Annotated in this window: 23 protein-coding genes and 1 tRNA gene; 13 read left to right on the top strand and 11 right to left on the bottom strand. The window is 71.3% G+C overall.

From position 1 onward, the window contains the following. Positions 1-81 precede the first annotated feature (81 nt). Positions 82-1,494, bottom strand: coding sequence for a TadE/TadG family type IV pilus assembly protein (locus MKK60_RS23825; RefSeq protein ID WP_147842777.1), 1,413 nt, complete (start codon positions 1,492-1,494; stop codon positions 82-84). Positions 1,495-2,074: 580 nt separating this feature from the next. Between MKK60_RS23825 and MKK60_RS23820 the strand changes: the two genes are divergently transcribed. Both MKK60_RS23820 and MKK60_RS23815 read left to right on the top strand, forming a co-directional pair. Further along, positions 2,075-2,632, top strand: a complete 558-nt coding sequence (locus tag MKK60_RS23820) for a TadE/TadG family type IV pilus assembly protein (protein ID WP_243988817.1) — start codon at positions 2,075-2,077, stop codon at positions 2,630-2,632. Next, complete coding sequence (locus MKK60_RS23815; RefSeq protein WP_147726298.1) at positions 2,629-3,213, top strand: TadE/TadG family type IV pilus assembly protein; 585 nt, start codon at positions 2,629-2,631, stop codon at positions 3,211-3,213. Before MKK60_RS23820 ends, MKK60_RS23815 begins: the two co-directional genes overlap by 4 nt. Positions 3,214-3,379: 166 nt before the next feature. Here the strand turns inward: MKK60_RS23815 and MKK60_RS23810 are convergent. From MKK60_RS23810 to MKK60_RS23800, 3 genes are all read right to left on the bottom strand, one after another. Then, positions 3,380-3,454, bottom strand: a tRNA-Gly gene (locus tag MKK60_RS23810). A 118-nt stretch (positions 3,455-3,572) separates the two neighbouring features. Further along, positions 3,573-4,049, bottom strand: coding sequence for an NUDIX domain-containing protein (locus tag MKK60_RS23805; protein WP_243988816.1), 477 nt, complete (start codon positions 4,047-4,049; stop codon positions 3,573-3,575). A 20-nt stretch (positions 4,050-4,069) separates the two neighbouring features. Further along, entirely contained in the window at positions 4,070-4,765 is a 696-nt protein-coding gene (locus MKK60_RS23800) for a fumarylacetoacetate hydrolase family protein (protein WP_243988815.1), read from the bottom strand. A 156-nt stretch (positions 4,766-4,921) separates the two neighbouring features. Between MKK60_RS23800 and MKK60_RS23795 the strand changes: the two genes are divergently transcribed. The 9 genes from MKK60_RS23795 (at position 4,922) to MKK60_RS23755 (ending at position 14,046) form a co-directional block, all read left to right on the top strand. Beyond that, positions 4,922-6,385 carry an FAD-binding oxidoreductase gene (locus MKK60_RS23795; protein ID WP_243945502.1) on the top strand — a complete coding sequence of 488 codons (1,464 nt, stop codon included), beginning with the start codon at positions 4,922-4,924 and terminating at the stop codon, positions 6,383-6,385. Between the two features lie 321 nt (positions 6,386-6,706). Then, on the top strand, positions 6,707-7,000 hold the full coding sequence (locus MKK60_RS23790; protein WP_147727054.1) for a DUF2218 domain-containing protein: 294 nt from the start codon (positions 6,707-6,709) through the stop codon (positions 6,998-7,000). 58 nt (positions 7,001-7,058) lie between these two features. Then, the gene (locus MKK60_RS23785) at positions 7,059-8,321 is read left to right on the top strand and encodes an aminopeptidase (RefSeq protein ID WP_243988814.1); all 1,263 of its coding nucleotides are present in this window, start codon (positions 7,059-7,061) and stop codon (positions 8,319-8,321) included. Positions 8,322-8,385: 64 nt separating this feature from the next. Beyond that, positions 8,386-9,669 (top strand): beta-ketoacyl-ACP synthase, encoded by a 1,284-nt coding sequence (locus MKK60_RS23780; RefSeq protein WP_243938276.1) that lies wholly within the window; start codon positions 8,386-8,388, stop codon positions 9,667-9,669. After that, positions 9,666-10,433 (top strand): SDR family NAD(P)-dependent oxidoreductase, encoded by a 768-nt coding sequence (locus MKK60_RS23775; protein ID WP_147727051.1) that lies wholly within the window; start codon positions 9,666-9,668, stop codon positions 10,431-10,433. Before MKK60_RS23780 ends, MKK60_RS23775 begins: the two co-directional genes overlap by 4 nt. Positions 10,434-10,435: 2 nt before the next feature. After that, a complete protein-coding gene (locus tag MKK60_RS23770; RefSeq protein ID WP_243988813.1) occupies positions 10,436-10,741 on the top strand; it encodes an SH3 domain-containing protein in 306 nt (101 codons plus the stop codon). Between the two features lie 395 nt (positions 10,742-11,136). Next, complete coding sequence (locus MKK60_RS23765; protein ID WP_243988812.1) at positions 11,137-12,159, top strand: zinc-binding dehydrogenase; 1,023 nt, start codon at positions 11,137-11,139, stop codon at positions 12,157-12,159. A gap of 113 nt (positions 12,160-12,272) precedes the next feature. After that, positions 12,273-13,274, top strand: a complete 1,002-nt coding sequence (locus MKK60_RS23760) for a lipid A biosynthesis lauroyl acyltransferase (protein WP_243988811.1) — start codon at positions 12,273-12,275, stop codon at positions 13,272-13,274. Positions 13,275-13,278: 4 nt separating this feature from the next. Then, positions 13,279-14,046: a DUF1223 domain-containing protein gene (locus tag MKK60_RS23755; protein WP_243988810.1), complete on the top strand. Its 768-nt coding sequence runs from the start codon at positions 13,279-13,281 to the stop codon at positions 14,044-14,046. A 127-nt stretch (positions 14,047-14,173) separates the two neighbouring features. Here the strand turns inward: MKK60_RS23755 and tatC are convergent, their stop codons facing one another. The 7 genes from tatC to MKK60_RS23720 form a co-directional block, all read right to left on the bottom strand. After that, entirely contained in the window at positions 14,174-14,974 is an 801-nt protein-coding gene (gene tatC / locus MKK60_RS23750; RefSeq protein ID WP_147727046.1) for a twin-arginine translocase subunit TatC, read from the bottom strand. A gap of 3 nt (positions 14,975-14,977) precedes the next feature. Next, entirely contained in the window at positions 14,978-15,529 is a 552-nt protein-coding gene (gene tatB, locus MKK60_RS23745) for a Sec-independent protein translocase protein TatB (RefSeq protein ID WP_147727045.1), read from the bottom strand. Between the two features lie 100 nt (positions 15,530-15,629). Then, the gene (locus MKK60_RS23740; protein ID WP_147727044.1) at positions 15,630-15,905 is read right to left on the bottom strand and encodes a twin-arginine translocase TatA/TatE family subunit; all 276 of its coding nucleotides are present in this window, start codon (positions 15,903-15,905) and stop codon (positions 15,630-15,632) included. A 159-nt stretch (positions 15,906-16,064) separates the two neighbouring features. Further along, positions 16,065-17,072, bottom strand: a complete 1,008-nt coding sequence (gene nagZ, locus MKK60_RS23735) for a beta-N-acetylhexosaminidase (RefSeq protein WP_243937491.1) — start codon at positions 17,070-17,072, stop codon at positions 16,065-16,067. 231 nt (positions 17,073-17,303) lie between these two features. Beyond that, entirely contained in the window at positions 17,304-18,719 is a 1,416-nt protein-coding gene (locus MKK60_RS23730) for an SPOR domain-containing protein (RefSeq protein ID WP_243988809.1), read from the bottom strand. Between the two features lie 38 nt (positions 18,720-18,757). Beyond that, positions 18,758-20,518 (bottom strand): arginine--tRNA ligase, encoded by a 1,761-nt coding sequence (argS, locus tag MKK60_RS23725; protein WP_243988808.1) that lies wholly within the window; start codon positions 20,516-20,518, stop codon positions 18,758-18,760. Positions 20,519-20,601: 83 nt separating this feature from the next. Next, entirely contained in the window at positions 20,602-21,087 is a 486-nt protein-coding gene (locus MKK60_RS23720) for a thioesterase family protein (RefSeq protein WP_210248631.1), read from the bottom strand. Between the two features lie 272 nt (positions 21,088-21,359). Between MKK60_RS23720 and rutA the strand changes: the two genes are divergently transcribed. Together rutA and rutB are read left to right on the top strand one after the other, a co-directional pair. Next, positions 21,360-22,460, top strand: coding sequence for a pyrimidine utilization protein A (rutA, locus tag MKK60_RS23715; RefSeq protein WP_243988821.1), 1,101 nt, complete (start codon positions 21,360-21,362; stop codon positions 22,458-22,460). Beyond that, complete coding sequence (rutB, locus tag MKK60_RS23710) at positions 22,460-23,203, top strand: pyrimidine utilization protein B (RefSeq protein WP_243988820.1); 744 nt, start codon at positions 22,460-22,462, stop codon at positions 23,201-23,203. The genes rutA and rutB overlap by 1 nt, the downstream gene beginning before the upstream one ends. Positions 23,204-23,219 lie beyond the last annotated feature (16 nt).

The raw sequence follows: 23,219 nt of genomic DNA, 5'->3' as shown, positions 1-23,219 counted from the left end.
AGCAGGTTGTTGAGTTCCGCATCATCGAGGATCAGCGCGAGCATGAGGCTCCATCCCGTCGGCGGTGAAGGGGGCCCGTCGTCATTGCGTCAGCAGCAGCCGGCCGGAGACCGGGCCGACGCCCTTCGGCACCGGCACGCTCGTCGCGCCGTAATTCGCGTTGAGGACGAGGTTCGGGCCTTCGTAGAGGTTGATCTGCTGGGCCACGATCACGGTGTAGGCCGACTGGTCGGCCACCGGCCTGGATGCGTCGATCACCAGGCGGCCCGCCGGCAGGTAGATCGTGCCGAGCATGGTGCGGGCGTTGTCGCTGATGATGCGGTAGGTCCGCACCGGCTTGGTGAAGGCGAGCGGCGGCGGCGTCGGGCTGATGATGTCCCCGAGCAGGGTGTCGACGAGCGCCGTCGGATCGATCGGCAGGATGACCCCGCGATCCTCCGACAGCAGCAGGCCGGCCATGATCCCGGTCGTGGGGGCGGTCAGGCTGATGGTGGTCTTCTTGTCGAAGACCAGGCCGCCGTTGTTCCCGGTGAAGTAGAAGGCCACGTCGGTGCCGGTGAGCGTCGCCTTCTTGTCGACGACGAGCGGACCGTCCTTCATCACGTAGATGCCCGGCTTCAGCGTGACGACGGCGTCCTTGGTGATGTGCAGGCCGGCGCAATAGGTGCCCGGCTCCAGGGTGATGTCTCTGTCGATCGTCTTGATCGCGAGCACGTTGAGCAGGTTGAGCGGGAACGGCAGCGTCGCGCAGGCGCCGATCGGCGGCGCGGCGCGGTCCTTCAGGGGATCCTCGATCACCGGGCACCCGGTCTGCGGCGTCGGGCTGAAGTTCGCGCGCACGCCGAGGTAGCCGCCGGCCGAGCAGATCGTCTGCGCCTTGGCGATCGCGTTGTCCTGGCCCACCATTCCCGTTCCCGAGACGGAGTTCGAGTAGAGGGCGCAATCGGTGGCGGTGACCTGCGCGTTCTTCTGCAGGTTGAACGCGCCGGCGGCGAAGGGGTCGAGCGCCAGCATGCACAGGCGCATCCGACCGACGACGCTCGCCTGCGCCTTCACCGCGAGCTTGGCGGCGGGCATCCCGACGAAGCTGCCGAAGGACAGATTGTAGCTCTCGGCGGCGATCGCCGCGACGTTGGTCTTGTCGGGCGCGACCGTGACCTGCACGGTCAGCGGCCGGTCCGGCGGCGATTTCGCCTCCGATCGCACCGTCTGCTCGGTGACGCCGACCACCGCGGCGGTGCTCGACAGGGCAAGCTTGAGGGCGTTGCCGCCGGCGAGCGCTCCGGCGTCGACGGCGGCCTGCAACTGGTTCCGCCGGGCCGCGAGGCGCGCATAGTCGACGCCGCCGCCGACGAGGCCGAGCAGCACCGTCGCGCAGAGGCAGAAGATGACGGCCACGGCGCCGCGTCCGTCGGCTCCGAACGCCCGGAAGCGAGACGCCGCGGACGCGAACGCCACGCCGCCGCGATGCCCCGTTCGCCACCCGCTCCCCATCCCGACCGCCTCCTCGGCCCATCTTGAACCGACGGGTCTACAGGCTTCGGATTAATGAAAGGCCCTCTCGATCCGATCGGATGGAGGCGGGCGCAGAGTGATCGTGTCTGGCGTGCATGACTCTATTAAAACAATCAAGGATTGAATTTTTAGGGTCGATGCTCGTCTCCGGTCGAGAACCGTTGCAGGATCGAGCCTGAATCTACATCTACAGGTAGAAATTTGCGGCGGCCTGTCGACGACATCGACCGTAGCGCCCGGCCGGCATCGAATATCGGTATTACCCCAGGTTGTAGGCCTGTTCGCCGCTCGGATCGCGTCGTCGCCGCTGCGATTGCCTTGCCCGGCCTCAGGAATTTTAAAGCTCTACCACCGTAGACTGCGGTCCATTCGGGGTAGGACCGGGCCGACGATCGGCGATCCGATGCCCTTCAGGCCGAGAATGCGTCGGACGCCCAGGACACGCTGCACGTTGCCGATCGATCGGCCCGGACCCGTCGGCTCGATCGCCGTTCGCGCTGCGGATCTCCGGGCGTGGCTTCGCCGCGCATCGGTTCACGCATGGGCGCGGGTCCGGTTCGTGTCCGCGGTGGCTCCGATCCGGGCGGGCCTGCTGGCCGACCGTCGCGGCGTCGCCGCCGTCGAGTTCGCGATGCTGGCGCTGCCCTTCATCGCCCTGCTCGGCGTCGTCGCCGAATCCGGCGTGGTCGTGCTGGCCCAGCAGACCCTCGACGTCTCCGTCGACCGGGCGTCGCGCCTGCTGCGGACGGGCGAGTTCCAAGACCAGGCCGACGGCTCGGATCCGGCACAGCGCCTGCGGCAGCTGATGTGCGGCAATTCCAGCCTGTTCTTCGCCTGCCGGGACGTCCGCCTCGACGTGACGCGGGCGGAGACCTTCAAGGGCTCGCAGGTGTCCGAGCCCTACGACACACAGACCAAGACCGTCTCGCAGAGTTTCGGCACCCAGTTCCAGTGCCCGACGGGGGACGACGTGATCGCGATCCGCGCGGCCGTCCCGATCCTGCGGCTGTTCGCGTTCCTCGACTTCACCGGGCGTCGCCTCGCCGACAACCGCCAGCTCCTCGTCTCGACCGTGATCTTCCGGGCGGAAGCCTACGACGCGAAGCCCTGCCAATGACGGCGGGCCGGGGCGGCCTCGGGCGGTTCGCGCGTGCGGAAGGCGGCGTCAGCGGCGTCGAGTTCGCCTTCATCGCCCCGATCCTGGTCCTGATGTTCATGGCCTCGATCGAGCTTCCGCGCGCGATCACCACGGGGCGCCGGGTCTCGCTCGCGGCGACGACGATGGCGGACCTGATCTCGCGCGCCGACGTGACCGACATCGCCGACGTCTACGCCGCCGCACAGGCCGTCTCGAGCCCGTACGATCTCGGCCGTGCCGGGATCGTGCTCACCGCCGGCGGGATCTACCTCGACGGGTCGACCCCCGTGGCGAAGGTCTGCTCCAGCGTCGCGCGCAACGACACGCAGCGCGCGGCCGGCTCGACGATCGGCCCCGCGCCGGCCGGAACGGCAAGCCCCGGGGACCGCCTGGTGATGGCCGAGCTGCGCCTGCCCTACACCGCCGTGTTCGGCGTCTTCCCCGTCCTGAACCGCTGGACGTTCGTGGTCAGCAAGACCTGGCCAGTGCGGGCCGGCAAGACCTATCTCGGCCGCGAGGAAGTCGTGCTGCCCGGCGGAAAGCCCTGCGCGGCATTCTGAACGATGACGCATCGCGCGCGCCGCGATGATCGAGCGGGAAGGCGCAGCCCACACGCACAAGGCGCGACGGCCGGCTCGATCATGAAAGGCCGCAATTTCCGAAGACGGTCCCGAAACGCAAAAAGCCGGCCTGAGCCAGCTCTTGCAGTTCGATCAGTGCCTGAATTGGAGCGGGCGAAGGGATTCGAACCCTCGACCCCAACCTTGGCAAGGTTGTGCTCTACCCCTGAGCTACACCCGCTCACAATGCTGGCCCGCTGGAAACTCTCGTGCCCGGCGGCCCCGGCGGCGCTCTCTAAACACCATTCCAACCGGCGTTGCAAGCGCCGGCTGCGAGGATTTTTCGCGTCCGTCCGATCTCACCAGAGATCGGCGGGCGGACGGCCGTCGCGGATCTCGCGCAGGCGTTCCACCGTCGCGCGGGTGGTCGCGTCCGGCAGGGCGTCGAGGGCGAAGAAGGCGCAGGCCGCGATCTCGCGGTCGGGCCGCTTCTCCCTGAGCACCGTGAAGGCCGGGGCGACGTAGAGGGCGACGTGGTCGCGCGGCGAGGCCGCGCGGTTGCGGTAGAAGCCGTGCAGGCGCAGGGCGACCGCGGGATCGACGGCGATCTCGGCTTCCTCGCGGAACTCGCGCGCCATCGCCTCCGGCGCGGTCTCGCCGCGCTCGACGCCGCCGCCCGGCAGCTGCCAGCCGCTGACGTAGGTGTGGCGCACGAGGCAGACCCGGCCCTGCGCGTCGAAGGCCGCGCCGCGGACGCCGAGCGTCATGCCGCGCGCCGCCAGCGCGCCGAGGTGGAACAGGCGGCGCGCCAGCGGCCGGTCGAGGAGCTTCGTCATCGGCGGAGCCGCGCGGCCGCTCAGGCCACGTCCAGGACGATCTCGCCCAGCCCCGCGATCGCCCCCACCATGCGCTCGCCCCGCCGCACCGGGCCGACGCCGGCCGGCGTGCCGGTGAAGATCAGGTCGCCCGGCTCAAGCGCGAAATAGGCCGAGAGGTAGGCGATCTGCTCGGCGACCGACCAGATCATGTCGCCGAGGTCGCCGCGCTGGCGCTCGGCGCCGTCGACCGAGAGGGTGATCGGTCCGGCCGCCGGATGGCCGATCTCGGCGACCGGATGGATCGGGCCGATCGGGCCGGAGAGGTCGGCCGCCTTGCCGAGGTCCCATGGCCGGGCCAGGGCCTTGGCCTCGTCCTGCAGGTCGCGCCGGGTCATGTCGAGGCCGATGGCGTAGCCGTAGACGTGATCGCGCGCGGCCTCGACCGGGATGTCGCGGCCGCCGCTGGCGAGCGCCGCCACCAGCTCGATCTCGAAATGGTAGTTCTCGGTGCGCGGCGGATAGGGGTGCCGCGTCGGCTCGGGCCCGCAGGGCTGCAGCGCGTCGGCCGGCTTCATGAAGAAGAACGGCGGCTCGCGGTCGGGGTCCTTCCCCATCTCGCGGGCATGCGCCGCGTAGTTGCGGCCGACGCAGTAGACCCGGCGCACCGGGAACAGGTCCGTGCTGCCGGCGACCGGCAGGGCGACGCGGGGCGGGTTCGGGATGACGGACAGCATGGCGTGCCTCGTGAGACAGGGGCGGGTCGTCGTTCGGGCATCGGGTGGACCGGGTGCCCGCTGCGGCTAGTCTTAGGCCACCGACCGGTCCATGCCAGCCCGCAGCGTTTGCATCGCGGCCGCGTCCGCGAGAGAATCCCTGCCGAAGAACCGATCATGACCGAACCCACCCTCGCCCCGGCCCCGTCCGCCGACACCCTCCTCGAAGCCCTGCGCGCGCGCCTCGGGGCCGCCCATGTTCTGACCGACCCGTCCGACCTCGCCCCGTATCTCGTTGAGTCCCGAAAGCTCTACCGCGGCTCGGCGCTCGCCGCCGTTCGGCCGGGCTCGACCGAGGAGGTCGCCTTCGTGGTCGAGGCCTGCGCGGCGGCGGGCGTCGCGGTGGTGGCGCAGGGCGGCAACACCGGGCTCGTCGGCGGCGGCGTTCCGCATGGCGGCGTGGTGCTGTCGCTCGCGCGGATGAACCGCGTTCTCGCGCTCGATCCGGTGAACGCCAGCATCGTGGTCGAGGCCGGCGCGATCCTCGCCGAGGTGCAGGACGCGGCCGACGCCGCCGGGCTGCTGTTCCCGCTCTCCTACGCCTCGCGCGGATCGGCGCGGATCGGCGGCGCGCTGGCGTGCAATTCCGGCGGGATCGCGGTGCTGGCCTACGGCAACGCCCGCGACCTCGTCCTCGGGCTCGAGGTGGTGCTCGCCGACGGCCGGGTGTGGAACGGCCTCAAGGCTCTGCGCAAGAACAACGCCGGATACGACCTCAAGCACCTGTTCGTCGGCTCGGAAGGCACCCTCGGCATCATCACCAAGGCGGTGCTGAAGCTCTTCCCGAAGCCCGCCTCGCGCACGGTCGGGTTTGTCGGGCTGCCCTCGGCCCGCGTGGCGCTCGACCTGTTCGCGCGCCTGCGCAGGCGCGCCGACCGGGACCTCACCGCCTTCGAGTTCATCCCGCCGGTCGGGCTCGACATGGTGCTGCGGCACATGCCCGGCACGGTCCGCCCGCTCGCGGGCGAGCACGGCGCCTACGCCTTGATCGAGCTCGCCTCCGCCCGGCCCGACGCCGACACCCGGGCCGAGCTCGAGGCGGCGCTCTCCGAGGCGATCGAGGACGGGCTCGTGGAGGATGCGACGCTCGGGGCGAGCGAGGCGCAGAACCTCGCGCTCTGGGCCTTGCGCGAGCATCTCTCGGATGCGCAGGGCTACGAGGGCGGCTCGATCAAGCACGACGTGTCGGTGCCCCTGTCGCGGCTCGCCGACTTCGTCGAGCAGGCGAGCGCGGCCTGCGAGGCGGCGATGCCGGGCCTGCGGGTCTGCGCCTTCGGCCATGTCGGCGACGGCAACATGCACTTCAACCTGAGCCAGCCGGTCGGCATGGACAAGGCCGCGTTCCTCGGCACCTGGGCGGACTTCAACCGCATCGTCCACGACATCGTGACCGCGATGGACGGCTCGATCGCCGCCGAGCACGGCGTCGGCCTGATCAAGCGCGACGAGCTGCAGCACTACGCCGACCCGGTCGCCCTCGACCTGATGCGCGCGATCAAGGCCGGCCTCGACCCGCAGGACCGGCTCAACCCGGGCAAGGTCGTCGCTCTCTCCGACGATCCGCAGCCCGCCCTGCCTTGAGCCGACCGCCGCGGAGTGCCGAGCCGGCTGGATTTCGATTGTGCGACGCACCATGTCTTGCCATGATGCGATGACGCATCGCGCCATAAATCGGCTCTCCGGCCGGTCCAAGGTTCGAATCGCGACCGGTCGGGAGAAGACCGGGAGCGTGCGGGTTTCCCTGCGTTAGCGGGGCGTTAACGGCTGAGGTTGCGTTTTATCGTCAACCCCGGTCGCGGCGCCCGGCGCCAGGGTCCGGCACTTGCTTGGGTCCCCGCCTGCCTTCGCAGTCGCGAAGGCGACGGCCGGCTCGCGACGAGACGTTTCAAGGAGACCATCGAGATGCCCACCTCTCAGGCCCGCGTGCAGACCGCCGAGGCGAGCCGCTACCTGCAGCAGCTCTGCCGCCACTGGAGCCACAAGTTCCCGGTTTCGGCGACCCCCGAGCACGGCACCGTGCCGTTCAGCGAGGACCGCGTCTGCACCTTCGACGCCGAGCCCGACGCCCTGCTGATGCGGATCGCCACGTCCGATCCCGCCGGGCTGACCCGCCTGGAGAACGTCGTCTCCGACCACCTGATGCGCTTCGCCTTCCGCGAGAGCCTCGGCGAGATAACCTGGTCCCGCGCCGCTTGACTCGATGGACCCCGCACCGATCTTGCACCACAGGATCGGACGTTTCGAAGGGGTCGCGATGAACGCGCATGCTGAGCCGCCGGTCGCGAGGTCGGCGCACGAGGAGCGGCTCGACCGGCTCGCGACGGTTGCGGTCCGGGTCGGGCTCAACCTCCAGCCCGGGCAGGAGCTTGTCCTGACCGCGCCCCTCGACGCGCTGCCGCTGGCGCGTGCCATCACCGTCGAGGCCTACCGCGCCGGGGCGTCGCTGGTGACGACCCTGCTCGGCGACGACGCCGCGACGCTCGCGCGCTTCGCCCACGCCTCGGACGCGGCCTTCGATACCGCCGCCGGGTGGCTCTATGCGGGCATGGCGGAGGCCTACCGCAACGGCGCCGCCCGCCTCGCGATCAGCGGCGACGACCCGTCGCTGCTGTCGGCCCAGGATCTGGAGAAGGTCGCCCGCGCCAACCGGTCGCGCTCCAAGGCCTACGTGCCGGCGCTCGAGTTGATCGCCAACTTCGCCACGAACTGGACCATCGTCTCGGCCGCGACCCCGGCCTGGGCCCGCACGGTGTTCCCCGACCTCCACGAGGCGGAGGCGGTCGCCAAGCTCTGGGATGCGGTGTTCGCCGCCTCCCGCGTCGACGGCCCCGATCCGGTCGCCGCCTGGGCCGCGCACAACGCCCACCTCCACGCGCGCAAGGACAGGCTGAACGGACACCGCTTCTCGGCGATCCGCTTCCGGGGGCCGGGCACCGACCTCACCGTAGGCCTCGCCGACGACCACGAATGGTGCGGCGGCGCGGCGACCTCGCGCAGCGGCATCACCTGCAACGCCAACATCCCGACCGAGGAGGTCTTCACCACGCCGCACAGGGCGCGGGTCGAGGGCCACGTCGCCAGCACCAAGCCGCTCTCGTACCAGGGCACCCTGATCGAGGGCATCCAGGTGCGGTTCGCGGAGGGCCGCATCGTCGAATCGGCCGCAACCCGGGGCGCCGACGTGCTGGCCCGCGTCCTCGACACCGACGAGGGCGCCCGCCGCCTGGGCGAGGTCGCGCTGGTGCCGGCCTCCTCGGCGATCTCGGCATCGGGGCTGCTGTTCTACAACACGCTCTACGACGAGAACGCCGCGAGCCACATCGCCCTCGGCCAGGCCTACTCGAAGTGCTTCGTGGGCGGTGGCGCGGACTTCTCGGAGGACGACCTTGCGGCACGCGGCGCCAACCGCAGCCTGATCCACATCGACTGGATGATCGGCTCGGCCGAGGTCGACGTGGACGGCATCGCCGCCGACGGGCAGTCCGTGCCGGTGATGCGCCGGGGCGAGTGGGTCTGACGGCCGAGCCCGGTCCGTCACGCCGCGGGATGCACGGCCGAAAAAAACCGATTAAGACGGCGCCATGGCAGGACATTCCCATCGCGACGCCCGCGGTCGCCCGCTCGTCGCCGTCACCGGTCTCGGCATCGTCTCCTCCCTCGGGCACGGCCAGGACGCGACCTGGACCGCCCTGACGCAGGGGCGATCCGGCATCCACGCGATCGCGCGCTTCCCGACGGACGGGCTGCGCACGCGCATCGCCGGCACGGTCGACTTCCTCGACACAGATCCACTGGTCGCCCCCGCCCTCTCCGAGCGCTTCGCCCGCGTGGCGGCCGAGGAGGCGGTGACGCAGGCCGGCATCGGCGCTGCCGGAGACTTCCCGGGCGCCCTGTTCATCGCGGTGCCGCCGGTCGAGATGGAATGGCCGCAGCGCCAGGCCCTGGCGGAGGCCTGCGGCGGCGACGGGCCGGTGACCTATGCCGGTCTCCAGCACGCGGCGGCCTCGCGCAAGTTCGACGCGTGGCACGACCTCTTCATCTTCGGCACCGTGGCCGACCGCATCGCCGACCGCTTCGGCACCAAGGGCTCGCCGATCTCGCTCTCCACCGCCTGCTCGTCGGGCGCCACCGCGATCCAGCTCGGCGTCGAGGCGATCCGGCGCGGCGAGATGACGGCGGCGCTCTGCATCGGCACCGACGGCTCGGTGAACCCGGAATCGCTGATCCGCTTCTCGCTGCTCTCGGCGCTGTCGACCCAGAACGACCCGCCGGAGACCGCCTCGAAGCCGTTCTCGAAGAATCGCGACGGCTTCGTCATGGGCGAGGGCGCGGCCGCGCTCGTGCTCGAGGACGCGGCCTCGGCCGTCGCGCGCGGCGCGACGATCCTCGGCTACGTGCTGGGCTGCGGCGAGAAGGGCGACGGCTTCCATCGCACCCGCTCCAGCCCCGACGGCGCGCCGATCATCGCGGCGATCCGCGCCAGCCTCGACGATGCCGGGATCGGGCCGGAGGCGGTCGACACGGTCAACGCCCACGGCACCTCGACGCCCGAGAACGACCGCATGGAGGCGATGGGCCTGATGGCGGTGTTCGGGGACGCCGCCGCGCGCATCCCGGTGACCTCGAACAAGTCGATGCTCGGCCACACGCTGACCGCCGCCGGGGCGATCGAGGCCGTGATCTCGCTGCTGACGATCCGGCACGGACGCATCCCGCCGACGATCAACTACGCCGTGCCGGATCCGGCGATCCCGCTCGACATCGTCACCGCGGCGCGCGACCTGCCCGTGGCGCGCGTCCTGTCGAACTCGTTCGGCTTCGGCGGCCAGAACACCTGCCTCGTGCTCGGGTCCGAGCCGGCATGAGCGCGGCACCGACCGCGGCTCGCCGCATCCTGGTCACCGGCGGCGCCTCGGGCCTCGGCTCGGCGATCGTGCGGGCGATGGCGGCCGCCGGGCACGGCGTCGACTTCACCTTCCGCGCGTCGCAGGCGCCGGCCGAGGCCCTGCTCGCCGAGCTGCGCGACCGCCATCCCGACGCGGATTTCGAGGCGATCCCGCTGGATCTCGCCGACCGCGGCGCCCTCGACGCCTTCTGCGAGGCGGCGGAGGCGAAGAGCTATTACGGCTTCGTCCACAATGCCGGCCAATCCTACGACGCGCTCGCCGCGATGCTCGATCAGGAGCGCGCCGAGGCCCTGATGCAGGTGAACTTCTTCTCGCTGACGCGGATCGCCAAGAGCCTCGTGCGCGGGATGATCCGGGCGCGGGCCGGGCGCATCGTCGCGATCGGCTCGGTGGCGGCGCTGCGCGCCAACACCGGCAACGCGGCCTATGCGGCGACCAAGGGTGCGCTGATCGCCTATTGCCGCACCCTGGCGATCGAGTCGGCCAAGCGCGGCGTCACCGTCAACGTGATCGCCCCGGGCTTCGTCGACACCCCGATGATGGCCGGATACGCCGCCCACCGCGCCGGCATGGAGCGCCAGATTCCCGCCGGCCGCTTCGCCGACCCGACGGAGGTGGCGGCGCTGGCCGCCTTCCTGATGGCGGATCCCGCCGCCTACGTCACCGGCGCGGTCCTGCCCGTCGACGGCGGCCTGACGGCGATGATGGGCGTCCACCGCTGATCATGCGCGCCTCGCTCCTCGTCCGTCCGGCCCTCGCCGGCCTGCTGCTACACCTCGGCACCGGTGCGGTGCGGTGCGGTGCGGTGCGGGCCGATCCGGTCCCGTACCGCGTCGACGGCCTGCCGCGCGGCGAGACGCTGAGCATCCGCGCCGAGCCCGACCCGGCGGCCGAGGTGGTCGGCGAGATCCGCGCCCGCGCGCTCGTCGTCGGCTGCACCAACGACACGCCGAGCCGCACGACGTGGTGCCGGGTCAAGGTCGGCCGCACCGTGGGCTGGGCGCGGCGGCGCTACCTCGCGCCGGAATGAGATCCCCGTCTCGGATTCGGTCGTGCAGGCCGATGTGATGGCAGCTCGGGCTCCAAGCGATGCGGGATCGGACGACCCGTCGCTGCATCTCGTCGATCTCGATCCTCGCCTCGAGGAATGGCGTGGCGAGCAGGATGCGGCGGTCCGTGACGATCTTGGCGTTGTCGCACCGCCATGCGCTGGTGCTGCGGACGGATGAGATATGTTACGGCCACCCCGCGCCCTCATCCCGAGGTGCCGGAGCGAAGCGGAGGCCTCGAAGGAGAACTCCAGGGATCGCTCCGCCCGCTGGAGGGCTCCTTCGAGGCCCGCTGGCGCGAGCACCTCGGGATGCGGGCGTGATTGGGATCGGCCGAGGTCCGGGCGGGGCCGGCCAAGCGTTTGAAAGTCATCCGATGCAAGCCCTGCAACTCTTCGGCGACCGCGACCTGCGCCTGACCGAGGTCGAGGCGCCCCCTCCCCCCGGTCCCGGCGAGGTTCGGGTGCGCGTCCGCGCGGTCGGCCTGAACTTCATCGACGTCTGGGGCTTTCGCGGGATGGCCTTCGCCAAGCGGCGTCTGCCGCTGACGGTCGGCGCCGAGGCCGCGGGCGAGATCGCCGAGCTCGGCGAGGGCGTCGAGGGGCTCGAAGCCGGCGACAAGGTCGCGCTCTACGGCGCGATGACCTGCGGCCGATGCCGCGCCTGCACCGAGGGCCGCGACAACCTCTGCGAGGATGTCGGCGGGGTGATGGGCTTCCACATCGACGGCTTCGCCCGCGAGTTCGTCACCATGCCGGCCCGGCTCGTGGTCAAGGTGCCCGACGCGGTCAGCCTCACCGACGCGGCCTGCGCCGGCATCGCCTTCGGCACGGTGCAGCACATGCTTTTCGACAACGCCAAGCTCGAGCCCGGCGAGAGCATCCTGGTCCATGCCGGAGGCTCAGGGATCGGCACCGCGGCGATCCGCATGGCCAAGGCCATCGGCTGCACCGTCTACACGACGGTGGGCGACGACGAGAAGGGCGCCAAGGCCGCCGCGCTCGGGGCCGACCACGTCGTCAACTACCGCACCGAGCGCTTCGAGGGCGAGGTCCGCCGGCTGACCAAGCGGAAGGGCGTGGACGTGGTGTTCGAGCATGTCGGCCCCGACACCTGGAACGGCTCGCTGCTCTGCCTCAAGCGCGGCGGCCGCCTCGTGACCTGCGGCTCGACCTCGGGCGTCTCGACGACGATGAACCTGATGCAGCTGTTCCAGCAGCAATACCGCATCACCGGCTCGTTCGGCTGCCGGCTCGCCAACATTGCGGAATCGCTCGACAAGATGGCCGACGGCATCCGCCCCGTCGTCGACACCGTCTATCCTCTGGCGGACTTCGCGCAGGGGCTCGAACGGCTGGAATCGCGCCAGGTCTTCGGCAAGATCCTCGTGAGCTTCTGACGCCCTCCCCTGTCGCGATGAAATGATCTAAGCCCGCGGAGCTTCCCGCGCGGCGTCGCCCGCCGCGCCCGCGCCCCGCCTCGACGGGACGCCTCCCACCCGAGAGTGACCCGTTGCTGCGCCTCGCCCTGACCCTGAAGCGCAACCTGCCGCGGCTCGCCGGCTATGCGATGCTGCCGCTGATCCGCGCGGTGTTCTGGCTGTCGCGGGTCCTCGGCCCCGAGCGCGCGGGGGATGCCGGCGGCGCGCTGCTGCGCGCGCTCGGGCCCTGGCTGCCCTCGCACCGGACGGCGCTGACGAATCTGCGCGCCGCCTTCCCCGACGCGTCCGAGGCCGAGATCCGAGGGATCGCGCGGTCCGCCTGGGACAATCTCGGCCGCACCGGCGCCGAGTACGCCCATCTCGACACGCTGTTCGACTTCGACCCCGCCGACCCCGCGACCCAGCGCATGCAGGTCGAGGGCCTGGAGCATTTCCTGGCGCTGCGCGACGACGGCCGCCCGGGCCTCGTGTTCTCGGCCCATCTCGCCAACTGGGAGCTGCCGGCGATCTGCGCGGCGAAGTTCGATCTCGAGACCACCGCGGTATTCCGCGCGCCGAACAACCCGGCCGCGGCGCGCCTCGTGCAGGAGGTCCGGCGCAAGACCATGGGGGGGCTCGCCGCCTCCGGGCCGGGCGGCGCCTTCGCGATGCAGGGCGTGGTCGAGCGCGGCGGCCATCTCGGGCAGCTGATCGACCAGCACTTCACCCGCGGCGTCGTGGTGTCGTTCTTCGGGCGTCCGTGCCTGGCGAACCCCCTGCTCGCCAAGCTCGCCCGCCACTACGATTGCCCGGTGCACGGCGCGCGCGTGGTGCGCCTTCCGAACGGTCGGTTCCGGCTCGAGCTGACCCCGCCCCTCGACCTGCCGCGCGACGCGGACGGGCAGATCGCGGTGGCCGGCGCGATGCAGGCGATGACCGCGATCGTCGAGGGCTGGGTGCGCGAGAATCCCGGGCAGTGGTTGTGGATGCACCGGCGCTGGCGGCCGAACATGCTGCCGAAGGCGCGTGCGACCGAGGTCGGCGAGCCTCAAGCCAACGTGATTTCCCAGCTGGCGTCGCGTGCGCTCTCCTGAGGCGATGACGGCGACCCACGCTCGTTCCCACGCGTTCGTCCCGATCCGCGTCCTGCTCGCGGCGTTGGCCGCCGGCCTGCCGTGCGGTCCGGCTGCGGCCGAGCCGTTGCGCGCGGTGGTCGAGCTGTTCACCAGCCAGGGTTGCGCCGCCTGCCGCTCGGCCGATCCGGTGATCGGCGACCTCGCCCGCCAGCCCGGCATCCTCGCGCTGACGCTTCCCGTGACCTACTGGGACTATCTCGGCTGGAAGGACACCCTGGCCCAGCGCCCGTTCGGCGAGCGGCAGCATGCCTATTCCGGCGTGCACGGCGCGCGCCAGATGTTCACCCCCCAGGCCGTGATCAACGGCTCCGCCTCGACCGTCGCCTCGGACAGGGCCGCCCTGGAGAAGCTGCTGCGCGAGGCGAACGCCCGCGGCGGTCTCCCCGTGCCGGTCCGCGGCGAGGAGCGCGACGAGCGGATCGTGATCGAGATCGGGGCCGAGCCGGTACCGAAGGCGGATCTGAAGGGCGACGTCTGGCTGGTTCCGGTCCTGCGCAGCCGCCCGGTCGCGATCGGCGGTGGCGAGAACCGCGGCCGAACCGCCACCTACGTCAACGTCGTGCGCGGCCTGCAGCGCCTCGGGCCCTGGACCGGCCAGGCGGTGCGGTTCGAGGTGCCCCGAACGGCGGCCCGCGTCGCGGAAGCGGATGCCTGGGTCGTGGTGGTTCAGGGGACGGTCGGCGGTCGGCCGGCCAGGATATTCGGCGCCGCCAAAGGACCCGGTCTCTGAGGGACCCGGTCGCTGCGGCACGGAGCCTCGAACCGGAGCAAGCCCCGCCCGGGATCCTCAAAATCGAGCCTCACCCGCAGCCGGGTCATGCCCCGTCGTCGTCGACGCCCGGCGTCGCGGCTCGGTCCTACGGGTCGAGCCCTTCGGCGATGCGGCGGCGGGCGCGCAGCGTCTCCATGCGCGACACCGAGAACACCGAGGCCTCGTAGAGCAGCAGCATCGGCAGCGCGAGGGAGAGCTGCGAGATCACGTCGGGCGGCGTCAGCACGGCGGCGGCGACGAAGACGAGGACGATCGCGTAGCGCCGCTTCTCGCGCAGGAACTTGGCGTCGATGATGCCGATCTGCCCGAGCAGCGTGAGGATCACCGGCAGCTGGAAGGCGATGCCGAAGGCGAAGATCAGCGTCATGATCAGGGAGAGGTACTCGTCGACCTTCGGCAGCAGCGCGATCGTCGGCTCGCCGGCGACGCCGACCTGCTGCAGCGACACCGAGAACTTGATGAGCAGCGGCATCGCCAGGAAGAACACGACCAGCGCGCCGAGCACGAAGAACACCGGCGTGGCGACGAGGTAGGGCATGAACGCCTTGCGCTCGTTGCGGTACAGGCCCGGGGCGACGAAGGCGTAGATCTGCGTCGCGATCACCGGGAAGGCGAGGAACGCCGCGCCGAAGACGCTGAGCTTGATGTTGGTGAAGACCTGCTCGAGGAAGTGCGTCGCGATCAGCTTGGCGTTCTCGACCCCGACGATCGAGACGTAGGGGTGGACGAGGATGTTGTAGATCTCGCGCGAGAAGAAGAAGCACCCGAAGAACATGATCACGAACGCGATCAGCGACTTGATCAGCCGTGCGCGCAATTCGATCAGGTGGTCGAGGAGCGGCGCCCGCGACGCCTCGATCTCGGCCTCGTCCGTCTGGTCGATCATCGCTTAATGGCCTGCGGCCGGTGCGGAGGGGGCCGGGCCGTGTGGCGCGGGCGTCGGGTCCGGGGCCGGCCCGTAGGGGTCGTCGACGGAGCCCGGGACGGGAAGCGGCTCGGGGGCGGCCTGCACTTCCGCGACGGGCTGGGCGACGGGCTGTTCCAGGGCCTTCGGCACGTCGTAGGCGCCGCCGGTCGTCGGGGCCGCGCTCTCGGCCGCCTTCAGCTGCGCGGTCGCGTCGGCCAGCGTCGCCGAGCTCGGCTTCGGCGCGCGGGCCTCGACGGCGCCCTTGAGCTCGTCGCGGATGGTCTGGACCGGGTTGAAGCCGCCGCTCGCGCCCCGCACCGTGTCGCGGATGCCGTCGACCTCCTTGCGGACGTCGTCGAGCTCCGCCTCGCGGATCGCTTCGTTGAACTGCATCTGGAACTCGCCCGCCATGCGGCGGACCTTCCGCGTCACCTGCCCGACGGTGCGCAGCGCCTTCGGCAGGTCCTTCGGCCCGATGACGATGAGGGCGACGCCGCCGATCAGCATCACCTCCCCCCAGCTCATGTCCAGCATGTCGTCGACGGTCCTGCAGCCTCGGGCCCGTCGCCACGGCGCCGACGGGCCTCGGGAAATGAGCCGTGCCCCCAACGCGGGGGCGCGGGCCCGGGCCTCCTCAGACGGGCTTGCGCTCGCCCTGCGGCAGGTGGCTCGCCGGGATCGCGGTGCCGGGGCTGGTCTCGCCCGCGTGCGGGATGGTGCGGACGGGCTCGGCCGGGGCGACGGGCGGGGTCGCCGCCTGCGTCGGCGCCTCGTCCTCGGCCATGCCCTTCTTGAACGCCTTGATGCCCTTGGCGACGTCGCCCATCAGGTCCGAGACCTTGCCGCGGCCGAACAGCAGCATCACGATGACGGCGACGACGACCCAGTGCCAGATACTCATGCTGCCCATGGCAACCTCCTGCGCCACGGGTCACGCATCGTGAGAGACGTGTCCGCGTCGGCACGTGTCCGCGGTTGAATTTCGGGCAGAACCTAGGGACCGCGCCGGGTTAACACAAGCGGTCAAACCCGGATCGCCCCGGCAATCCCATGCGGGGACCGCGCCCCGTCAGGCGGCCTGCGCCAGGGCCGCGGCGAATTGCGCACGGGCCAGCGGCAGGTCGAGGCCGTCGCGGGCGCCCCCGAGCCGGGCGAGCGCCGCCTCCGCGCGGCGCAGGGCGGCACCGGCCAGCGACGGCGTGCCCTCCGCGACGGCGCGCATCTCGTCCGCGTCGCCGTTGCAGTGGAGCGCCACGTCGATGCCGGCGGCGAAGGCCGCCTCGGCCCGGGCGCGGAACGGCCCGGTCAGGGCATGCATCGACAGGTCGTCGGTCATCAGCAGGCCGTCGAAGCCGATCGCGCCGCGGATCACGTCGGCGATCACGGGCGCCGACTGGGTCGCCGGCCGGTCGGGATCGATCTGCGTGAACACCACGTGGGCGCTCATCGCCATCGGCAGGTCGGCGAGGGCGCGGAAGGGCCGGAAATCCTGAGCCGCGAGGGATTCGAGGCTCGCCTCGACCACCGGCAGGCCGTGGTGGCTGTCGCAGGCGGCGCGGCCGTGCCCGGGGATGTGCTTCATCACCGGCAGCACCCCGCCGGCCATCAGGCCCTCGGCCACCGCCCGGCCGATCTCGGCCACCTGCTGCGGCGTCGTGGCGTAGGCGCGGTCGCCGATGATGTCGTGGGCGCCGGGCTCGGGCACGTCGAGGACGGGCGCGCAGTCGACGTTGATGCCGACGTCGGCGAGGTCGTGCGCCATCAGGCGCGCGCCGAGCCGCGCCATCGCGGCGGCCGCCCCGTCGAGCCGGCGGAAGCGCCCGCCGGCCGGGTAGGCCGGCCAGTGCGGCGGCCCCATGCGCTGAACCCGACCGCCCTCCTGGTCGATCAGGATCGGCGCGTCGTCCCGGCCGATCGTGGCGCGCAGCGACGCGGTCAGCGCCCGGACCTCGTCCGGCGTGCCGATGTTGCGCTTGAACAGGATGAAGCCCCAGGGCCGCACGTCGCGGAAGAACGCGGTCTCGTCTGGCGACAGGGTCTTGCCGGCGCAGCCGAGGATCAGGGCACGGGAGGTCATCGGGGACGGTCTTCCCGGGAGGGTTGGGTTGCGGGCATCGCCTGCCCGGACGAAGAATACGAATCCGTGGCGAGCGTCCGACAGGAGATGCCCGCGCCGCAAGGCCAAACCGCGACGTCGGCCGGACCATCGGTCCGCGCACGCTCGGGTGTTGCGCCGGCGACTCAGACGCGGCCCCGGCGGATCGCCGATCTCAGGCGATCCGCCGACGCGGGTTTTGTGGAGGCGGGCTCAGTTCTTGGCGACGAAGCACTGTCCGCCGGCGCCCTGAAGCTCGGTGCAGAGGCTTGTGGCTTCCGCCTTGGCCAGCGGCCCGACGCGGACCCGGAAGATCGTCTTGCCGTTGACCTCGGCCTGGCGGATCAGCTCCGGCTTGCCGGCGAGCTGGCTGTACTTGCCCTGCATCTCGCGGAAGGCGGTCTGGGCTTCCTTGGCGCTGGTGCGGACGCCGAGCTGGACCGAGAACCCGCCGACGGCGGCGTTGCTCACGGTCGCCGTCGTGGCCGGGGCCTCGACCGGGACGGCGGCCTCGGGCGCGACGGCGGCGACGCGCTGCGGTGCCTTCGGCTTGGCCGGCGGCGGGACCGCTGCAGCGGGCGTGCGCTCGGGCGCCGGCGGCGCCTGCGTTGCGGCGGGCTGCGAGGGCGGCTGCGCGGTCGCGGTCTGGCTCGGCATCTGCGGCGTCGAAGCCGCCGCCATCCGGCCGGGCTTGGGGCGTGCGGCGGATGCATCGTCGCCCGGCAGCGTCATGGTCGGGACCGGCGAGATCGGGGACGATTCCGCCTGGGCCTCGCGCTGGACCGCCGGGGGCGGGGTGTCCGGCCGGACCACGACGGTGCGGACCTTGCGCGGCTGGCCGAACACGTCGAACGAGGCCGAGCCCGGCGTGAGGTTGGCCGTCTCGCCGCGATCCTGTGTAGGCCGATCCTGCCCTTGCGCCGCGCGGGCGGCCTGGGCCACGTCGAGGGGCTGCTCCTCGCGGTTGACGATGCGGATCTGGCTGTCCTTGGCCTTGGGCTCGTAGATCTGGCGGTTCTGGTCCGGGATCTCGACGCCGTCGGCGACCTTCGGCGCGACCTTCACCGGCGAGGTGTCGGCCTGGATCACCGGCACGCCGCCGCCGCTGCCGCCGCGGCTCAGGCCCTTGTAGGTCAGTGCGCCGGTCACCGCGACGACGACGACGGCGACGCCCGCGCCGACCGTGACCAGCCGCCGGCGCGGCTTCACCCGCTTCAGGCTGCGCTGGTCGTAGGCCTCGGAACCGCCGTCCTGGTAGGTCTGCGCGTCGCCGTAGGCCACCGGTTGGTCGGAGCCGTGGTCGACCGAGGCGAGATACTGGTCGAACGCGTCGGCCGGGGTGTTGCGCTGCGGCTCGGCGTAATCGTTCGGATGATGGGCGGCCTCGTTGCCGAAGCTCGGCTCCTGGCGGCCGCGATGGGCGGACGCCTGGGGCGCGGGCTCGCGCCGGTCGTCGCGGGCGGCGAGGAGGGCGCGGAAAGGATCGTCCTGGCCGACGATGCGGGCGAGTTCCGCCAGCGGGTCGGGCTTCTGGGCGGCAGGTTCGACGGCCCGCGGGGCCGGCGAAGGCTGCTGCAGATCGCGCGCGAAGGCGTCGAAATCGACAGGCGCACGCGAAGCGTTCGTCATAGCAGCATCCTTATCCTACGCCGACTTAGGGGGCGCACTCATCGCATCGCGTCCGGAGCGCTCACGCCAAGCACGGCGAGACCGGATGCCAGGACGCCTCGCAGCGCTTCGATCAGCGCCAGCCTCGCCCGAGTCGACTTTCGGTCGGTTGGATTAACAAACCGTAATTGCGGCAAGTCTTTGCCCTTGTTCCAGAAACTATGCAGGCTGCTCGCCGTTTCATAGAGGTGGAACGCGATCCGGTGCGGTTCGTGGGCGGCGGCGGCCGCCTCCAGCACGCGGGGGTATTGCGCGATCAGCCGCAGCATCTCGGCCTCGCCCGCATCGGACAGCAGCGCGAAGTCCGCATCACCCAGCGCCGCCGCATCGGCGGGATCGAAGTCGGGGAACGCCTCGCGTGCCTGCCGCTGCACCGAGCGGATGCGGGCATGGGCGTACTGGACGTAGAAGACCGGGTTGTCCTTCGACTGCTCGACCACCTTGGCGAGGTCGAAATCGAGGGTCGCGTCGTTCTTGCGGTAGAGCATCATGAAGCGGATCGCGTCGCGGCCGACCTCGTCGATGACCTCGCGGAGCGTCACGAACTCGCCCGAGCGCTTGCTCATCTTCACGGGCTCGCCCGCGCGCAACAGCCGCACCAGCTGGCACAGCTTCACGTCGAGGCTCGCCCGCCCGTCGGTGACCGCCTTCACCGCCGCCTGCATGCGCTTGACGTAGCCGCCGTGGTCGGCGCCGAGGACGTCGATCAGCTCGGTGGCGCCGGCGAGGTACTTCGCCCGGTGGTAGGCGATGTCGGAGGCGAAGTAGGTGTAGGAGCCGTCCGACTTCAGCAGCGGCCGGTCGGTGTCGTCGCCGAAATCCTTGGTGCGGAACAGGGTCTGCTCGCGGTCCTCCCAATCCTCCGGCACCTGCCCCTTGGGCGGCGGCAGGCGTCCCTCGTAGACGAGGCCCTTCTCGCGCAGCTCCGCGAGCAGCGCGGCGACCGCGCCGCCGCCCTCCCCCTGCAGGGTGCGCTCGGAGAAGAACACGTCGTGGTGGATGCCGATCGCGGCGAGGTCCCCGCGGATCATCGCCATCATCGCGGCGATGGCGGTCTCGCGCACCACCGGCAGCCATTCGGCCTCCGGCCGTCCGAGCAGCGCGCGGCCGTGGGTCTCGGCCAGAGCCTGGCCGACCGGGACGAGGTAGTCGCCGGGATAGAGACCCTCGGGGATCGCCCCGACCTCCTCGCCCAGCGCCTCGCGGTAGCGCAGGTAGGCGGAGCGGGCGAGCACGTCGACCTGGGCGCCGGCGTCGTTGATGTAGTACTCGCGCGTCACCTGCCGGCCGGCGGCGACGAGGAGGTTGGCCAGCGCGTCGCCGAACACCGCCCCGCGGCCGTGCCCGACATGCATCGGGCCGGTCGGGTTGGCCGAGACGTACTCGATGTTGACCGGGCCGCCCGCCATCCGTCCGCGCCCATAGCCGGCGGGATCGGCCAGCACGCCGCGCAGAACGCCGTGGAACACGGTGGGCGCGAGGCGCAGATTGATGAAGCCGGGGCCGGCGACCTCGGCTCCGATCACGCGCGGGTCCGTGCGCAGCTCGGCGGCCAGCGCCTCGCCCAACGCCTTCGGGTTGGTCTTGGCCTCCTTGGCGAGCACCAGGGCGGCGTTGGTGGCGAGGTCGCCGTGGCTCGCGTCGCGCGGCGGCTCGACCACGACCCGGGCGAGGTCGAGGCCTTCGGGCAGCGTCCCGCCGCGGACCAGCGCCTCGACGGCCTCGCGCACGCGCGCCTCGAACAGGGCGAAGATGTTCATGATCGTGTCAAATCCGCTCGCACCGGCGCCCGACGATGCGACGGTGTCTCATCCCCGCGCCATAGCAAGGGGGGGCGGAGGTGTCACGGCAGGGACGGCTCCGCGGCGCTGGTCCACCCTTGCAGGACCGTGCGCAGCGGCTCCGGCAACGCGACGGGCCGGCGGGTGGCGCGGTCGACGTAGACATGCACGAAGAAGCCCTCGGCCGCGGCCTCGTCGGCGTCGCCGCGGAACAGCCCGATCTCGTAGCGCACGCTCGACCGGCCGATCCGCGCGACGCGCACGCCGGCGGTGACCACGTCCGGGAAGGCGATCGGCGCGTGGTAGCGGCAGCCGGTCTCGACGACGAGGCCGATCACCGGGGATCGCGCGATGTCGAGCACGCCGGCCTCGACCAGCAGGCCGTTCACCGCGGTGTCGAAGAACGCGTAGTAGACCACGTTGTTGACGTGCCCGTAGACGTCGTTGTCGGCCCAGCGCGTGCCAATCGAGACGTGGCGCGGATAGGACGCCCGGTTCGTGGCGGCGCGGAGTGAGGTGGCGGCGTTCGGGGCAGGCGTCTCGCGCATCGCGGCGTCCATCGGGCAGGGCACGTGATGCCCGGTCTACCAGATCGCGGGCGGCGTTTCGCGCATCCGGGCGGCTCGATCCGCACCCAGGATCGCTTCCCGGCTAGGCGGATCGCGCGCATCGCCTGAGCAACCCGCGGAGATTTTGTGCAGAGCCGCGTCCGCGATTTGACGGGCTGGTTCGAGCGGTTACCGTTCCCCGTCTCGGGCCCGCCGCGAGCGGGTCGGGTCGCGTTCGGAAGAGGTGGCCGATGGACGAACCCGCCGCAGCGATGAATGTCGGGGTCTTCATCCCGATCGGCAACAACGGCTGGTTGCTCTCCGAGAATGCTCCGCAATACAAGCCGAGCTTCGCCCTCAACAAGGCGGTGACGTTGAAGGCCGAGGGCTACGGCCTCGACTTCGCCCTGTCGATGATCAAGCTGCGCGGCTTCGGCGGCAAGACCGAGTTCTGGGACCACAACCTCGAATCGTTCACGCTGATGGCCGGGCTCGCCGCCGTCACCTCGCGGATCAAGCTCTACGCCACCGCGCCGACCCTGTGCTTCCCGCCCGCGATCACGGCGCGGATGGCCGCGACGATCGACTCGATCTCCGAGGGACGCTTCGGCCTCAACCTGATCACGGGCTGGCAGAAGCCGGAATATTCGCAGATGGGCCTTTGGCCCGGCGACGCCTTCTTCGCCGACCGGTACCGGTACCTCTCGGAATACGCGCAGATCCTGCGCGAGCTCTGGGAGACCGGGCGCAGCGACCTCAAGGGCCAATACTTCCAGATGGACGATTGCCGCCTGAGCCCGCGGCCGCAAGGTGCGATGAAGGTGATCTGCGCCGGCCAGAGCGAGGCCGGCATGGCCTTCACCGCAACCTACGCCGACTACAATTTCTGCTTCGGCAAGGGCGTGAACACCCCTACCGCCTTCGCGCCGACGGTTGCGCGCCTCGAGGCCGCCAAGGCGAAGACCGGCCGCGACGTCTCCTCCTACGTGCTGTTCATGGTGATCTCCGACGAGACCGATGCCGCCGCCCACGCCAAGTGGGAGCACTACAAGGCGGGCGCGGACCAGGAGGCGATCGCCTGGCTCGGCGTGCAGGGCGCGGCCGACACGAAGTCCGGCGCCGACACCAACGTGCGCCAGATGGCCGACCCGACCTCGGCGGTGAACATCAACATGGGCACCCTCGTCGGCTCGTTCGAGAGCGTGGCGCGGATGCTCGACGCGGTGATGACCGTGCCCGGCACCGGCGGGGTGCTGCTGGTGTTCGACGATTTTCTGAAGGGGCTCGACGATTTCGGGCAGAAGATCCAACCGCTGATGCTGACCCGCCGGCACGTCGCCGCGGCTGCGGCGCCGCTCTCCGAGGTCGCGTGATGGAGGCGCCCGCCGGATACCGCGACGCCGCCGGCCGCTTCGGCGGCGTGACGCTGCCCGCGCGGCCCGAGCCGATCGCCTTCGCGCCCGAGGCCACCGCGCTCATCGTCGTCGACATGCAGAACGCCTACGCGACGAAGGGCGGCTACCTCGATCTGGCCGGCTTCGACGTGTCGCAGACCGGGCCGGTGATCGGCCGCATCGCCGCCGCCGTCGCGGCCGCGCGGGCGGCCGGCATCGTCGTGCTGTGGTTCCAGAACGGATGGGACGCCGACTACGTCGAGGCCGGGGGGCCGGGCTCGCCGAACTGGCACAAGTCCAACGCGCTGAAGACCATGCGCCGGCAGCCGGGGCTGAACAGCCGGCTGCTGACCCGCGGCACCTGGGACTACGACCTCGTCGACCTGCTGAAGCCGCAGCCCGGCGACATCGTGATGGGCAAGCCGCGCTACAGCGGCTTCTACAACACGGCGCTCGACAGCACCCTGCGGGCGCGCGGCATCCGCACCCTGGTCTTCACCGGAATCGCCACCAACGTCTGCGTGGAATCGACCCTGCGCGACGGGTTCTTCCTCGAATATTTCGGCATCGTGCTGGCCGACGCCACCCACCAGGCCGGCCCGCCGAGCCTGCAGGAGGGCGCGCTCCTCAACATCGAGACGTTCTTCGGCTGGGTCTCGGACGTGGCGGCCTTCGAGAGGGCCCTCTGTGCCGAGCCGCGTCGCACCGAAGCTGCCGAGTGATCGCCAACGGAAAGTC

Source organism: Methylobacterium sp. J-092 (assembly GCF_022829325.1).
Classification (GTDB): domain Bacteria; phylum Pseudomonadota; class Alphaproteobacteria; order Rhizobiales; family Beijerinckiaceae; genus Methylobacterium.
The sequence above is the reverse complement of the archived record's forward strand: the minus strand, read 5'-3'. Positions and strand labels throughout refer to the sequence as shown.